Here is a 15,006-nt window from a genome sequence, read left to right as displayed (position 1 = left end):
CCGGCCGGTGTGGCCGGGACCGAGGATGTCCAGAACGGGTTCACGCAGGTAGCGTCCGCTGCATGGACAGCCGTACGGACAGCAGAGCGGGCAGCGGATTCGACACACAGGGCGCCGGGATCACCGTTCAGCGGGCGCTCGAACTGCCCGGGCTGCGCAGCGGACTCCCGGAGATCCTGGCGGGCGCCGACCGGCTGGGGCGCACGGTCCGCTGGGTGCACGCGGGCGAGGTGCCCAACATCGCCTCCCTGCTCAAGGGCGGCGAGCTGCTGCTCACCACGGGCTACGGCCTGGGCACCCGCCCCGCCGAGCAGCGCGCGTTCGTACGCACCCTCGCCGAGCGCGGCATCGCCGCCCTCGTGGTGGAGCTGGGACCGCGGTTCACCCGGCTGCCCGCCGCCGTGGTGGACAGCGCCCGCGGCGCCGGGCTGCCACTCGTGCAATTGCACCGCGAGGTGCCGTTCGTGGCGGTCACCGAGGAGATCCACACCGAGATCGTCAACGGCCACTACGCGCTGCTCCAGCGCGCGGAGCAGGTGCACCGACGCTGCACCCAGGCCCTGCTGGGCGGCGGCGGGATGCCGCAGGTGCTGGAGATCCTGGCCGACTTCAGCGGCAACCCGGTCTTCCTGGAGACCGCGGACGGCCGGCTGCTGTACGCGGCCGGCGCCGGGCCCGAGGGCGCGGACCCGCTCCAGGTGTGGGAGGGGCTGCGCGGCCAGCACCAGGACGGCCCGCCGCCCGCCGGCTCGGTGCTGGTGGATGTGCCGGGGGGCGGCCCGGGCCCGGGGTCGGTGCGCGCCCGGCTCGTACTGCTCCCGGTCCGCGCCCCCCTGGCGCCCGTGCACCGCATGGCCGCCGAGCAGGCCGCGGGCATCCTGGCCGTGGTGCTGATGCAGGCACGCCAGGAGGAGGAGCTTGCGGCGCGCGGCCGGGGCGACTTCCTCAGCGACCTCGCGGAGGGTCGTATCGCCGCCGAGGACGCGCCCGCGCAGGCCCGGGTGCTCGGCTTCAAGCCCGGCAACAGCCCGCTGCTGCCGGTCGTGATGCGGCTCGGCGAGGACCTGGCGCCGGGCGGGGGCACCGCCCGCACCGGCGGGGCCGCGAGCGGCGGCTGGGCCGTGCTGGCCCGCGCGGTCGCGGAGGAACTGGCCGCGCTGGGCATGCCGGTGCTGCTGGGCGTGCGGCCGGTCGAGGGCCGGGTCCCGCTGCTGCTGGGGCTGCGCTCGGAGGCGGAGCGGCCGGCGGTCGCGGACCGGGTCGCCGCGGCGCTGCGGGCCGGGGTGGAGCGGGCGGGCCTGCACCGGCCAGGCGCCCGGCCGCCCGTGGTGGTGGTCGGGGTGGCCGGTGGCTGGGCGTCCGCGTCGGCCGGGCTGCGGCACGCGGCGGAGACGGCGACGGCGGCGCAGGGCCTCACGGACCGCCCCTGGTACGACGCGCGCCGGCTGGACATCGACCTCCTGCTGTGGCGGCTGCGCGACCACCCGGACCTGGCGGCCTTCGTGGACCGGGCGATCGGACCGCTGCGCGACCACGACCGCCGGTCCAAGCCTCCGTTGCTGCCCACGCTGGAGACCTATCTGGCGCATACCGGCCGCAAGGCCGAGACCGCCCGCGAGCTGCATCTGAACCGGCAGACCCTGTACAACCGTCTCGCCCGCATCGGGGAGTTGCTGGGCACCGACCTGGACGACCCGCAGACCGTACTGGCCCTGAGCCTGGCCCTCCGGGCCCGCCGGCACGTGCCCTGACGGCTGTTCAGGCGATCGGCTGGGGCTGGGTCAACTCGTCGTAGACGCTGAGGACCTGGGCGACCGTCTCGTCCTCGGTGGGCCAGCCGGCGGCCTGTCGTACGCCCTCGTCCCTGAGCCGCTCGCGGCGTTCGGGGTCGCCCAGCAGCCGGACGACGGCGTCGGCTAGCGCCTCGGGGTCGCCGTACGGGACGAGTTCGGCCGCCTCGCCGACCAGGTCGGGGATGCCGCCGACGGCGGTCGCGACGAGCGGCACGCGCGCGTGCAGTGCCTCCTGGGCGAGCACGGGGCGGGACTCCCACCTGCTGCACAGCAGCGCGATATCGGCGGCGGCGAGCAGTCCGTCGGCGTCCTCGCTGCGTCCGATGAGCCGGACCGGCAGGTCCTCGTCCTCGATGCGGCGCGTCAACTCGCCGCGCAGCGGGCCCTCGCCCGCGATGACGAGCAGCGGCACGGGGTCGAGGCCGCGCCAGGCGCGGGCCGCGTCCAGCAGCACGTCATATCCGCGGTACCGGTCAAGGGAGCCGACGGCGACCAGCAACGGGCGGCCGGTGGCACCGAGTTCGGCCCGCACCTTGGGGCGCGGCGGGTCCGGGTCTGCGGGCTCCGCGGCCCGGCTGGGCCGGGCCGGCGAGACACCGGCGAGCCGGACGTCCCGGGCGCCGGTCCTGCGGGCCGCGTCCACCAGGTCCGAGGAGGTGCCGAGCAGCACGGTGGCGGCCCGCGCCACCCGGCGCTCCAGCAGCCGCAGCAGATGCGCACGGGCGCCCTCGGCCTGCACCCGGTCGTGCCAGGTGACCACGAGCGGGGTATGGCGTCCGCTGAGCGCCAGCACGGTACGGAAGGAGGCGTGCAGCCCGTGGGCGTGCACCAGGTCGGCGCCGGTGCAGGCGGCGCGCAGCGCGGCCACGGCTGCCGGGTCGCTGCTGCGCGGGACGTGGACGTGGTCGGCGCCGGCACCGCTGAAGTCATAGGCGCGGTCGGCCTCGACGGGGGCGCACACCGTGACCCGTACGCCCCGCGCGACCAGTCCCGCGGCCAGCGAACGCACATGCGCGCTGCTGCCGGCGTTGCCCCCGCCCAGCACTTGGACGGTGCGCAGCGGCGACTGTCCGTGCGGTGCGGTACTGCTCACGGGGCTCACGTGGCCGGGGCTCCTGATTCGGCGTGGGACGGGTACGAAGAAACGTACAGAAGGTATCGGGTGGCGGGGGTGTTCCGCGCGCGCCTCCCGCGCGCACCGCGTTCCCTGCCAAGGATGCCAGCTCAGACGGGCGTTACGGGAATTCGGGGCGGGCGCGGGGCGCGAAGGACCGGAGCAGTGCGCCGGAGCGCATCACCCACACGAGCGACCCCTCGAAGACCCGACCGAACCCCCACCGCCCCCCTCGTGCCACCCTCGTGCCACCCAACGAGGCCGTCCCGCTGGGCCGGCCCGGCCCGCCCAACGGGCTCGTCCCGCTCGGACCGCCCACCGACCCCGACCCGAGCCAACCGCCCACTTCCAACCGCCCACTTCCAACCGGCCTTCGTCCTGCCGGCTTGGGCCATTCCTGCCGGGCCGAACCGTCTGGCCGACTCCAGCCATCCTGCCGGTCCGAACCGTCTGACCGACTCCAACCATCCTGCCGGTCCGAACCGTCTGACCGACTCCAGCCATCCTGCCGGTCCGAACCGTCTGACCGACTCCAACCATCCTGCCGGTCCGAACCGTCTGACCGACTCCGGCCATCCTGCCGGTCCGGATCGGCCCGCCGACCCGGCCGTCCCCCGTCGACCCGGCCGTCGCCCGCCGGCCGGGAGTCCCCGGCGGCCCGAACATCCCCCGCCGGCCCTGGCACCCCCCATCGGCCGGACGCCCCCCATCGGTCCGGTGTGCCCCCAACGGCCCGCCGCTATCCGTCGGACCGGGCCGTGGCCAGCAGTTCCTCCGCGTGCGCCCGCGCCGTCTCGGAGTCCTCCTGACCGGCCAGCATCCGGGACAGCTCACGAATGCGGTCCTCGCCCTCCAGCACCTTCACGCCGGACCGGGTCACCGAGCCGTCGTCGGTCTTCTCGACGAGCAACTGCCGGTCGGCGAAGGCGGCCACCTGCGGCAGGTGGGTGACGACCACGACCTGCGCCGTCTTGGCGAGCCGGGCCAGCCGGCGCCCGATCTCCACCGCCGCCTTGCCGCCGACACCGGCGTCGACCTCGTCGAAGAGATACGTCGGCACCGGGTCCGTGCCCGCGAAGACGACCTCCACGGCGAGCATCACGCGGGACAGCTCACCGCCGGACGCTCCCTTGGCGATGGGCCGGGGCGGCGCGCCCGGGTGCGGGGCGAGCAGCAGTTCCACCTCGTCCACGCCCGACGGCCCGTAGGCGACCGCGCGACCGCCGACCTCGACGCCTTCCGGGTCCTCGGTCTGCCGGATGGCGAAGGAGACGCGCGCGTGCGGCATGGCGAGCGAGGCCAGCTCGGCGGTCACGGCGGCGGCGAACCGCTCGGCGGCCTCCGTCCGCGCGTCCGTCAACGCCTGTGCGAGACCGCCCAGTTCGCTGCGCAGCGCGTCCCGCTCCGCGGTCAGCTCGCCGATCCGCTCGTCGTCGCCGTCGAGTTCGGTCAGCCGCGCGGCACCCTGTTCGGCCCAGGCGAGCACGGAGGTGATGTCGTCGCCGTACTTGCGCGTCAGGGCGCCCAGCGCGGCCCTGCGCTCCTCCACGGCCGCGAGCCGCAGCGGATCGGCGTCCAGGTCGTCGGCGTACCCGGCCAGCTCACCCGCCACGTCACCCAGCAGGATCCCGATCTCGCCGATCCGGTCGGCGAGCGAGGCCAGCGCGGGGTCGTGGGAGCGTACGGCCTCCAGGGCCCGGTGCGCGCCCGCGACGAGGGTCGCCGCGTCGATGCCCTCGGGGTCCTCGGGGTTGCCCGCGAGGGCGGCGTGCGCGGCGGTCGCGGCCGAGGACAGCCCCTCGGCGTGCCCGAGCCGCTCCGCCTCCTCCGCGAGTTCCACGTCCTCGCCGGTCCGGGGCTCGACACCGGCGATCTCGTCGAGCCCGTAGCGCAGCATGTCGGCTTCCTGGGCGCGCTCACGCGCGCGTGTGACGATCTCCTCCAGCTCGGTCGCGACCGCCCGCAGCCGCCGGTACGCCTCCGTGTACTTGACAAGCGGTCCGGCGACCGCGTCACCCGCGTACCGGTCCAGGGCCTGCCGGTGCCGGGACAGCTTCAGCAGCCCCTGCTGGTCGGTCTGCCCGTGCACGGCGACCAGTTCCTCGGCCAGCTCGGCCAGCACCCCGACGGGTACGCTGCGCCCGCCGAGGTGGGCCCGCGAGCGTCCCTCGGCGGAGACGGTACGGCTGATGAGCAGCGCCCCGTCGTCCAGCTCGGCCCCGGCCTCCTCCGCGCGTACGGCGGCGGACGCGTCCGCGGGGACGGTCACCCGCCCCTCGACCACGGCCTTCCCGGCGCCGATCCGCACGAGCGCCGGATCCGCGCGCCCGCCCAGCAGCAGTCCCAGGCTGGTGACCACCATGGTCTTGCCGGCACCCGTCTCACCGGTGACGGCGGTGAACCCGGGCGACAGCTCGACGACGGCGTCGTCGATGACTCCGAGCGACCGTATCCGCATCTCCTCCAACACGGACACGACCATACGAGGTCCGAGCGAAGAAGTGCGACGGCCCCCGCCCCCATCGTGTGAAGGCGCAGGTGACGATTACGCATCACCGCCCCCGTCACCCACGCGAGTGCCGCACCCCCGGGACCGGTGAGCGCCGCGCGGGGCCGTATCGATATCCGGCTCCGCCGCGACGGGAGTCCCCCTGTTCGAGCGAAGCCGAGACTTTGAGGGAGCGACCAACCACAACGCCGTCGCGGACACGCAACACCACAACCGCCCCCGGCGGAGCGCTAGCGCGGGGCCCCCCGCCACCCGGAGACCGGCAGCGCGAACTTCGCCACCAGCCGGTCGGTGAACGACGCGTGGTGCAGCCGCGCCAGCCGCACCGGCACCGCACCCCGGCGCACCTCGACCCGCGCCCCGGGCGGCAGTTCGATGGTGCGCCGCCCGTCGCACCACAGCACCCCCGGCTGGATGTGCGGCAGCACCTCCACCGCGAGCACCGAATCCGGCGAGGTCACCAGCGGCTTCGCGAACAGCGCGTGCGCGGAGATCGGCACCATGAGCAGCGCCTCCACCTCGGGCCACACCACGGGCCCGCCGGCCGAGAAGGCGTACGCGGTCGACCCGGTCGGCGTCGACAGCACGATCCCGTCGCAGCCGAAGCCGGTCACCGGCCGCCCGTCGATCTCCAGCACGACCTCCAGCAGCTTCTCGGCCGACATCTTCTGCACGGCGGCCTCGTTCAGCGCCCAGTCCGTGTGCACGATGTCACCGTTGCGGTGCACCACGACGTCGACGGTCATCCGCTCCTCGACCTCGTACGCCTTGCTCACCACCCGGTCGACGACCTTGTCGAGGTCGTCCCGCTCGGCCTCCGCGAGGAAGCCGACCCGCCCGAGGTTGACGCCGAGCATCGGCACTCCGGAGGCCCGCGCGAACTCGGCGCCGCGCAGCAGCGTCCCGTCTCCGCCGAGGACGATCAGCAGCTCACAGCCGTCGAGGCACTGCGGCGTGGCCTCCTTGACCAGCTCCACCTCCTCCGGCAGCGGCAGATCGGCCGCCTCGTGCTCCAGCACGCGCACCCCGATGCCGGACCGCAGCAGCCCCTTGACCACCAGTTCGGCGCTGCGGATCGCCGCGGAGCGCCCGGTGTGGGCGAGCAGGAAAACAGTACGAGCGTGGTTGTGTGTCAACGCGGCCCCTCCGCCACTGCACGGTCGACGTCGGCCGGGTCCGGTTCCGGTGCCCCGGCACGCAGCCAGAGAAAGTACTCGACATTGCCGGACGGGCCGGGCAGCGGGCTCGCGGTAACCCCGTGGGTCCCGAGTCCCAGCTCCCACGCCCTGGCGGCCACCGCGCGCACGGCCTCGGCCCGCAGCTGCGGGCTGCGCACGACTCCCCCGCTGCCCAGCCGCTCCTTGCCCACCTCGAACTGCGGCTTGACCATCATCACCAGGTCGGCGTCCGGCGTCACACACCGCTTCAGGGCGGGCAGCACCAGCCCCAGCGGGATGAAGGACAGATCCCCCACGACAAGATCCACAGGCTCCCCATCGATCGCTTCACGCGTCAACTCGCGTACGTTCGTACGGTCCTTGACGGTGACGCGTTCATCGTTGCGGAGGGACCAGGCGAGTTGTCCGTATCCGACGTCGACGGCGACGACATGCGCGGCGCCCGCGCGCAGCAGGACATCGGTGAAGCCGCCGGTGGACGCGCCGGCGTCCAGCGCCCGCCGGCCCTCGACGGCGAGCCCCCGCGGCCCAAAGGCCGCAAGTGCCCCGGCGAGCTTGTGGCCGCCCCGGGAGACGTAGTCGGGATCGCTGTCGTCGGCGGCGACGACGATCGCCGCCGCGGTCTCGACCTGGGTGGCGGGCTTGGTCGCGACGGTCTTGCCGACGGACACGCGGCCGGCGGCGATCAGCTGGCCGGCGTGCTCGCGCGAGCGGGCGAGCTTGCGGCGGACCAGTTCCGCGTCGAGACGGCGGCGTGCGACTCCTGCCACGTTCGGTTCAGCTCCTGACTTCGTACGGACTCGGGGGCGCCGGCGGACCCGGGCGGGCGTCGAGCGCGGTGAGCGCGTCGCGCAGCGCCCTGTGTACATCCTCGTACACCTCGATGTGTCCGTCGGTGGCGAGGTGGTCGGCGTCGGCCAGCCGCTCAAGCCCGGCGTCGACGTCGGCGGTGCCGGTGGGGGTGCGCGGGACGTTCAGCGGTGCCGGGGCGGCCGGATCGGGCTCCGGGCCGTCGTCGGTGCCTGACCCGGGCCCGTACCCGTCTGCCGGCTCGTGGCCGGGCCCGTACCCGTCCTCGGACCGGTATTCGTCCCCCGGCTCGTCCGGGATCTCGGGCGCACTGTCGCTCATGCCCAGACGCTACCCCGAAGCACTGGGGTACCGTCGGTCGCGATGGCCACGATCGAGGAGTGCCGCGCCGCACTCGAAAAACTTTCGGACAACATGCAGTCGGCCGAGGGCGACGTCCGCGACGCCGCGTCCCTGGACCGCTCGGTGAGCTGTCACATCACCGACCTGGACGTCACCTTCACCGGCCGGATGACCGCCGGCCGGATCGAGATCGACGACACCCGCCAGGGGCCGCCGGCCGCGAAGGCGCAGATCAGACTCGCCATGGCCGGTGAGGACCTGGTGGCCCTGGTCGACGGCGAGCTGCTCTTCGCCAAGGCCTGGGGCTCGGGCCGGGTGAAGCTGGAGGCGAACCTGCTCGACCTGTTCCGGCTGCGCAAGCTCCTCTAGAGCCGACCTCTGGCCCCGGCCCGCGGAGCCTCCTCCAGAACCCGCTCCGGACCGTGCTCGGCGACCGGGCCCCGGCCGGGATTCAGGGGGCGTCGCCGGCCGCCACGCGTGCGCGTGCCTTGCGGGCCGCCGGAACCACCAGCGGGGTGCCCGTCTCCGGGTCGTCGATGACCTGGCAGCGCAGTCCGAAGACCTCCTCCACCAGTTCGGCGGTGACCACGTCGTCCGGCGCTCCCTCGGCGATGATCCGGCCGGCCCGCAGGGCGATGAGATGGGTGGCGTACCGGGCCGCGTGGTTGAGGTCGTGCAGCACCGCGACCAGGGTGCGGCCCTGCTGCTCGTGGAGTTCGGCGCACAGGTCGAGGACGTCGATCTGGTGCTGGATGTCCAGATAGGTGGTCGGCTCGTCGAGCAGCAGCAGCGGGGTCTGCTGGGCGAGCGCCATGGCGATCCACACCCGCTGCCGCTGACCGCCGGACAGCTCGTCGACATAGCGGTCGGCCAGTTCGGCGACCCCGGTCTGGGCCATGGACTCCCGCACGACCCGCTCGTCCTCGGCCGACCACTGGCGCAGGATCCCCTGGTGCGGATACCGGCCGCGGCCCACCAGGTCGCCCACGGTGATCCCGTCGGGCGCGATGGACGACTGGGGCAGCAGGCCCAGGGTGCGCGCGACCTGCTTCGCGGGCATCGACTGGATGACCTGCCCGTCCAGGAGCACCCGGCCCGTGGCCGGCTTCAGCATCCGTGACAGCGCCCGCAGCAGGGTCGACTTGCCGCACGCGTTCGGGCCGACGATCACCGTGAAGGAGTTGTCGGGGATCTCCACCGACAACTGCTCGGCGATGACGCGCTGGTCGTAGGCGAGGGTGACGTTCTCGGCGGACAGGCGGTTCACGGTGCTCCTTCGGGTGTTCTCGTGCGGTGCGCCGCCGGTTTCGTGGACGCCGCTCATATCCGGCCCGCCCTGCGCTCGGTGACCAGCAGCCACAGCAGATAGCCGCCGCCGAGGACACCGGTGACCACGCCGACGGGCAACTGGTCGGCGCCGAACACGCGCTGCGCGGCCCAGTCGGCAAAGACCAGCAGGGTGGCTCCCATGCACAGGGCGGGCACCAGGTTGGGGCCCGGCGAGCGGGTCAGGCGCCGGGCGAGCTGCGGTGCGGTGAGCGCCACGAAGCTGACGGGCCCCGCGGCGGCGGTCGCGCCCGCGGTGAGCAGCACGGCCGCCACCACCATCAGCATCCGTACCCGCTCGACCCGGACTCCGAGGGCGTACGAGACGTCGTCGCCCATCTCCGTCATCCGCAGCCCCCGCGCGTTGACGAGGACGACCGGTACGAGGACGGCGCACAGCCCGAGCAGCGGCCAGACCTGGCTCCAGTCACGGCCGTTGAGGGACCCCGTCATCCACACGACGGCGCGGGCGGCGTCGACCAGGTCGGCCTTGGTGAGCAGATAGCCGTTGACGGCGGTGACGACCGCGTTGACGCCGATGCCGACCAGGACCAGCCGGTATCCGTGCACGCCCCGCTTCCAGGCGAGCAGATAGATGGCGAGCCCGGTGAGCAGACCGCCGGCGAGCGCGCCGACGGTGACCGAGGCGGCGGACCCGGACATCAGCACGATCACGACAAGGGCGCCCGCCGTGGAGCCCTGCGAGAGACCCAGCACGTCCGGGCTGCCCAGCGGGTTGCGCGACACGGACTGGAACAGGGCGCCGCCGAGGCCGAGCGAGGCGCCGACCAGCAGGCCGACCAGGACACGCGGCAGCCGCAGTTCGTTGATGATGAGTTCCTGGAACGGGGTGCCGTCCCCGGCCAGCGTGCGCAGCACGTCGCCGGCCGGGATCGCGGCGTCGCCGGTGCCGATCAGCAGCACGCTCGCGGCGCCGGCGGCGACGAGCAGCAGGACGACGACGATCAGGGCGCGCGGATCCAGCCGCAGGGAGAGCCCTCCGGGGGCGCGCACGGCGCGCACGGCGCGGCTCGCGCGATTCGTCTGATGGGTCTTCACAGCTGCGCTGTCCTCCGCCGTCGTACGAGAAAGATGAAGACCGGGCCGCCGATGAGCGCGGTGACGATGCCCACCTGGAGTTCCGAGGGGCGCGCGACGACCCGTCCGAGGACATCGGCGCCGAGCAGCAGCACGGGCGACAGGACGGTCGCGTACGGCAGGATCCAGCGCAGGTCGGGTCCGGTGAAGGAGCGCACGGCGTGCGGCACCATCAGGCCGACGAACACGATCGGCCCGCAGGCCGCGGTCGCGGCGCCGCACAGCACGGTCGCGGCGAGCATGGCCAGCGCGCGGGTCCGGTTGAGGTTGGCGCCGAGGGCGCGGGCGGTGTCGTCGCCCATCGCGACGGCGTTCAGCGGCCGGGCGAGCAGCAGCGCGAGGACCGTGCCGGAGGCGAGGAACGGCAGGACCTGCATGATGGTCGAGTCGGTGGCCGAGGCCAGCGAACCCACCGTCCAGAAGCGCATCTTGCCCAGCGCCGCGTCGTCCGTGATCATCACGGCCTGGAGATAGCCGTAGAGGGCGGCGCTGATCGCCGTACCGGCGAGTGCGAGCCGCACGGGGGTGGCGCCCCGGCTGCCGCCGAGGAACCACACCAGCGCGCCGACGGCGGCGGCGCCCGCGAACGCGAACCACACATAGCCGTTCAGGCTGGTGACGCCGAAGAAGGTCATGGCCGTGACGACAGCGGCGGACGCGCCCGCGTTGATGCCGAGCAGTCCGGGGTCCGCCAGCGGGTTGCGGGTGAGCGCCTGCAGCACCGCCCCGGACAGGCCGAGCGCGGCGCCGACGAGCAGCCCGAGGACGGTGCGGGACAGCCGCTGGTCGACGACCACGTCGCCGTATGTGCCCGCATCGTGGAACAACCCGTGCCAGACCTGCTCCAGCGACAGCTCTTTCGCCCCGATCGCGATGCTCGCCAAAGCGACGAGCAGCAGGATCGCGACGGCGACGAGGAGCCCAAGGGCCCGCGCCGTACGGCGGGTTGGGAGCGCGGAGGCATGCGCCGAGCGCTCTTCGGGAGGACTGTCGACCAACACGAGGTTAGGTTAGCCTACCCTCGCATCAGTTCTCGATGCCGGGATCCCCACCCTTCGGCCGCCCGCCTCAGAGCGCGAGCCGTGCCAGTGCCTTACCCCCGTCCAGCTCGCAGGAACCCCCGTCGGCCGCCGTCCAGGCCGCCGCGCACAGGGCGCGCAGCCCGTCCACCGCCGCGCCGTCGCCCGTCAGCTCCAGCCGGCCGTCGGTGGCCGTCGCCGTCCAGCCCGCGCAGCGAAAGCCCGCGCCGTCCTCGGCGACCTCGGGCTGTCCGGTGAGCAGACCGCGCAGGTCGGCGTCCACATAGGTGGGCCGGTGCCGGGGCGGCGCGGCGAGCAGCTGCGCCGCGTCGGTGACGCCCGTCAGCACGAGCAGCGAGTCGACGCCCCCGTTGAACGCGCCTTCGATGTCCGTGTCCAGCCGGTCCCCGACGACCAGCGGGCGCACCGCTCCGGTCCGCAGGATCGTCTCCCGGTGCATCGGCGGCAGCGGCTTGCCGGCCACCTGCGGCTCGGCGCCCGTGGCGATCCGTACCACCTCCACCGCCGCACCGTTGCCCGGGGCGATCCCGCGTCCGCTCGGAATCGTCAGATCCGTGTTGGAGGCGAACCACGGCACGCCACGCGCGACGGCGTAGCACGCCTCCGCGAAACGGCCCCAGGGCAGGTCGGGCCCGCCGTACCCCTGCACGACCGCCGCCGGGTCGTCGTCCGCGGACTCCACCGGACACAGACCGCGCTCACGCAGCGCCGACCGCAGTCCCTCACCGCCGATCACCAGCACCCGCGCGCCCGGCGGCACCTGCTCGCCGATCAGCCGCGCCACCGCCTGCGCGGAGGTGATGACATCCCCGGCCCCCGTCGGGATCCCCAGCTCGGTCAGGTGCGCGGCCACGGTGTCCGGCGTGCGCAGCGCGTTGTTCGTGACGTACGCCAGATGCATCCCGCCCGTGCGGGCCGCCGCCAGTGACTCGACCGCGTGCACGATGGCGTCCCCACCCGCGTACACCACCCCGTCCAGATCGAGCAGTGCCGTGTCGTACGCCTCGCTCAGGGGCCGCCCACTGCCCGCGGGCCTCGTCCTGACACCCTGGCTCATTCCGCATCGCTCCTCGCTGCGCCGTTTTCCTCCGATCATCCCGCATGGCACCGACACACGTACGATGCCGAGATGAAGACAGCAGGTCACCCGGAAGCAAAGACGCGCCGCGGCCTGGAACTCACCCCGTTCCGCGGCCTGCGCTACGACCCCGAACGGGTCGGAAGTCTGGCCGCCGTGACGTCCCCGCCGTACGACGTCGTGGTCCGTCCGGACGGCGTGCGACACCTCCAGTCGGCCGATCCCCACAACATCGTCCGGCTGATTCTTCCGCAGGCGGACACCCCCACCGAAAGCAACAAACAGGCGGCCGAAACCCTGCACCACTGGCTGGCCGAGGGAGTGCTGGCCCCCGACCCCGAACCGGGGCTGTACATCTACGAGCAGCGTGACGGCGACGGCATGATCCAGCGCGGCATCATCGGCGCCCTGCGTCTGTCGGAACCGGCCGAGGGCGTCGTCCTGCCGCACGAGGAGGTCATGCCGCCCGTCGTCGCGGACCGCGCCGCCCTGATGCGCGCCACCTGCGCCAACCTCGAACCGCTGCTCCTGACCTACCACGGCAACGGCTCCGCGGCCGATGTGGTGGAACGCACCGCCCTGCGCGCCCCGCTGCTCGCCACGACCACCGAGGACGGCTATCGCCACCTCCTGTGGTCGGTCACCGACCCCGACGACGTGGCCCGCGTACAGACGGACCTCGCCCACCACCAGGCCCTGATCGCCGACGGCCACCACCGCTGGGCCACCTGTCTGCGGCTACGCGCGGAGCATCCGTCGCCCAGCCCCTGGGACTACGGACTGGTCCTCCTGGTGGACACGGCCCGCTATCCGCTGCGCGTCCGCGCCATCCACCGGCTGCTGCACGGGCTGCCGGTGGCGAGCGCGCTGTCCGCCCTGGACGGGCTCTTCCGGGTACGGCATCTGACGACGCCGCTGCCGAACGCGCTGGCGGCCCTGGCCGAGGCGGCGGACGCCGGCAACGCCTTCCTGCTCGCGGGCGACGGCGCCTTCCACCTCGTCGACCGCCCGGACCCCGGCCTGCTGGCCCGTACCGTGCCCGCCGACCGCCCCGCCGCCTGGCGGGGCCTGGACGCCACGGTCCTGCACGCCACGCTCCTCGACCACCTCTGGCGCATCCCCGAGGACTCACCGGCGCACATCGCCTACATCCATGACACGGCCGCCACCGTCGCCAAGGCGGAGCACGACGGCGGTACGGCGGTCCTGATGCACCCGGTCCACGAGGACGTCGTACGCGACCTGGCCCGGCAGGGCGTGACGATGCCCCACAAATCGACGTCGTTCGGCCCGAAGCCGGCATCGGGTCTGGTCCTGCGAGTACTGGACCTCTGAGCCACGGGGGCCCAGGTCGAAAGGAGCCGGTGCGGTCCCCTTCGGCCTGGGCCTGTTTCGACGGCGTATTCCGACGGCGTACGTCAGTCCTTGTCGCCGTCGTCCTCCAGCGCGTCCTTCGCCTCGGCACCGCGCGGTCCCTCGGTGCCCGCCTCTTCCCCGGCGCCCGCCTGGTCGTCCAGCGCGTCGACGAACTCCACGCCGTCCAGCTCGGCCAGCCGGTCGGAGGCGTCCGTGCCGCCGTCCCGGTCGGCCTCGACAACCTTGGCGAACCACTCGCGTGCCTGGTCCTGCCGCCCGGCGGCGAGCAGCGCGTCCGCGTAGGCGTACCGCAGGCGCGCGGTCCACGGCTGTACCGAGTTGGAGGCCAGCTCGGGGCTCTGCAGCGTCACGATGGCCGCGTCCAGCTGGCCCATGTCGCGCCGGGCGCCGGCCGCGACGAGCCGCATCTCCACCTGCCCCGCCTTGTCCAGCTTGTGCACCTCGGGGGCACCGGCCATGTCGAGCGCCTTCTCCGGCCGGCCGAGCCCCCGCTCGCAGTCGGCCATCACGGGCCACAGATCGACGTTCCCCGTCATCCGCCGCGCGGCCCGGAACTCGGCGAGCGCCTCCGCGTACTTCTGGTTGGCGTACGCGGCGAACCCGGCCGCCTCCCGTACGGCGGCGACGCGCGACGCCAGGCGCAGGGCCACCTTGGAGTAGCCGTACGCGCCCTCGGGGTCCTCGTCGATCAGCCGGGCCACCATCACCAGGTTCCTGGCGACGTCGTCGGCGAGCGTCTTGGGCAGGCTCTGCAGTTCCTGCCGTACGTCCTTGTCGATCTCGTCGCCCGTGACGTCCTCCGGGATCGGCAGTCGCTTGATCGGCTCACGGTCCCGGTCGCGCTCACGGTCCTCACGGAAGCGCCCCCCGCCACCGCGCCGGTCGTCCCGACCACGGAACCCACCACCGGGACGGCCACCCCGGTCATCACGCCGGAAACCACTCCCCCGGTCATCACGTCGATCGTCCCGACGGTCATCACGTCGATCGTCCCGCCGGTCGTCACGAGCACGGAACCCACCGCGCTCACCGCGCTCACCCCGGTCACCCCGGTCACCCCGGTCACCGCGGTCGTCACGCCGGAAATCACGCCGATCGTCGCGCCGGTCGTCCCGCCCACGGAATCCGCCACGCTCACCACGATCACCGCGGTCATCCCGCCGGAAACCACGGTCACGGTCATCACGGCGGTCATCGCGACGGAAGTCGGGGCGCTCTCCGCCACGCCGCTCATCGTGACGGTCGTCCCGCCGGAAACCACGGTCACGGTCATCACGGCGGTCATCGCGACGGAAGTCGGGGCGCTCTCCGCCACGCCGCTCATCGTGACGGTCGTCCCGT

At 73.6% G+C, this 15,006-nt stretch carries 14 protein-coding genes; 3 read left to right on the top strand and 11 right to left on the bottom strand.

Features of this window, described 5'->3' with window-relative positions:
- Positions 1 to 62 precede the first annotated feature (62 nt).
- Positions 63 to 1,751 carry a PucR family transcriptional regulator gene (locus tag ABT245_RS07040; RefSeq protein ID WP_351729672.1) on the top strand — a complete coding sequence of 563 codons (1,689 nt, stop codon included), beginning with the start codon at positions 63 to 65 and terminating at the stop codon, positions 1,749 to 1,751.
- A 7-nt stretch (positions 1,752 to 1,758) separates the two neighbouring features.
- Here the strand turns inward: ABT245_RS07040 and ABT245_RS07035 are convergent, their stop codons facing one another.
- From ABT245_RS07035 to ABT245_RS07015, 5 genes are all read right to left on the bottom strand, one after another.
- Entirely contained in the window at positions 1,759 to 2,895 is a 1,137-nt protein-coding gene (locus tag ABT245_RS07035; RefSeq protein ID WP_351729668.1) for a glycosyltransferase family 4 protein, read from the bottom strand.
- Between the two features lie 751 nt (positions 2,896 to 3,646).
- On the bottom strand, positions 3,647 to 5,389 hold the full coding sequence (gene recN, locus ABT245_RS07030) for a DNA repair protein RecN (protein ID WP_351729665.1): 1,743 nt from the start codon (positions 5,387 to 5,389) through the stop codon (positions 3,647 to 3,649).
- A gap of 257 nt (positions 5,390 to 5,646) precedes the next feature.
- Positions 5,647 to 6,552: an NAD kinase gene (locus ABT245_RS07025; protein ID WP_351729662.1), complete on the bottom strand. Its 906-nt coding sequence runs from the start codon at positions 6,550 to 6,552 to the stop codon at positions 5,647 to 5,649.
- On the bottom strand, positions 6,549 to 7,364 hold the full coding sequence (locus tag ABT245_RS07020; RefSeq protein ID WP_351729659.1) for a TlyA family RNA methyltransferase: 816 nt from the start codon (positions 7,362 to 7,364) through the stop codon (positions 6,549 to 6,551). Before ABT245_RS07020 ends, ABT245_RS07025 begins: the two co-directional genes overlap by 4 nt.
- 7 nt (positions 7,365 to 7,371) lie before the next feature.
- Entirely contained in the window at positions 7,372 to 7,725 is a 354-nt protein-coding gene (locus tag ABT245_RS07015; RefSeq protein ID WP_351729656.1) for a hypothetical protein, read from the bottom strand.
- 42 nt (positions 7,726 to 7,767) lie between these two features.
- Between ABT245_RS07015 and ABT245_RS07010 the strand changes: the two genes are divergently transcribed.
- Positions 7,768 to 8,115 (top strand): SCP2 sterol-binding domain-containing protein, encoded by a 348-nt coding sequence (locus ABT245_RS07010; protein ID WP_351729653.1) that lies wholly within the window; start codon positions 7,768 to 7,770, stop codon positions 8,113 to 8,115.
- Between the two features lie 82 nt (positions 8,116 to 8,197).
- Here ABT245_RS07010 and ABT245_RS07005 read toward each other — a convergent pair whose 3' ends face one another.
- The 4 genes from ABT245_RS07005 to ABT245_RS06990 all read right to left on the bottom strand — a co-directional run bounded on the left by ABT245_RS07005 (position 8,198) and on the right by ABT245_RS06990 (position 12,267).
- On the bottom strand, positions 8,198 to 9,070 hold the full coding sequence (locus ABT245_RS07005) for an ABC transporter ATP-binding protein (protein WP_351729650.1): 873 nt from the start codon (positions 9,068 to 9,070) through the stop codon (positions 8,198 to 8,200).
- Entirely contained in the window at positions 9,067 to 10,131 is a 1,065-nt protein-coding gene (locus tag ABT245_RS07000; protein ID WP_351729647.1) for a FecCD family ABC transporter permease, read from the bottom strand. The genes ABT245_RS07005 and ABT245_RS07000 overlap by 4 nt, the downstream gene beginning before the upstream one ends.
- Entirely contained in the window at positions 10,128 to 11,171 is a 1,044-nt protein-coding gene (locus ABT245_RS06995; protein WP_351729644.1) for a FecCD family ABC transporter permease, read from the bottom strand. Before ABT245_RS06995 ends, ABT245_RS07000 begins: the two co-directional genes overlap by 4 nt.
- A gap of 67 nt (positions 11,172 to 11,238) precedes the next feature.
- On the bottom strand, positions 11,239 to 12,267 hold the full coding sequence (locus ABT245_RS06990) for an HAD hydrolase-like protein (RefSeq protein ID WP_351729641.1): 1,029 nt from the start codon (positions 12,265 to 12,267) through the stop codon (positions 11,239 to 11,241).
- A gap of 72 nt (positions 12,268 to 12,339) precedes the next feature.
- Here ABT245_RS06990 and ABT245_RS06985 point away from each other — a divergent pair, with 72 nt between their 5' ends.
- Entirely contained in the window at positions 12,340 to 13,623 is a 1,284-nt protein-coding gene (locus tag ABT245_RS06985; RefSeq protein WP_351729638.1) for a DUF1015 family protein, read from the top strand.
- Between the two features lie 83 nt (positions 13,624 to 13,706).
- On the opposite strand, the gene ABT245_RS06980 is transcribed toward ABT245_RS06985, so the two are convergent.
- Entirely contained in the window at positions 13,707 to 14,477 is a 771-nt protein-coding gene (locus tag ABT245_RS06980) for a hypothetical protein (RefSeq protein WP_351730197.1), read from the bottom strand.
- Positions 14,369 to 14,890 (bottom strand): hypothetical protein, encoded by a 522-nt coding sequence (locus tag ABT245_RS06975; RefSeq protein WP_351730223.1) that lies wholly within the window; start codon positions 14,888 to 14,890, stop codon positions 14,369 to 14,371. Before ABT245_RS06975 ends, ABT245_RS06980 begins: the two co-directional genes overlap by 109 nt.
- Between the last annotated feature and the right edge of the window lie 116 nt (positions 14,891 to 15,006).

This window comes from Streptomyces sp. NPDC001508 (genome assembly GCF_040298665.1).
Taxonomy (GTDB): Bacteria; Actinomycetota; Actinomycetes; order Streptomycetales; family Streptomycetaceae; genus Streptomyces.
The sequence above is the reverse complement of the archived record's forward strand: the minus strand, read 5'-3'. Positions and strand labels throughout refer to the sequence as shown.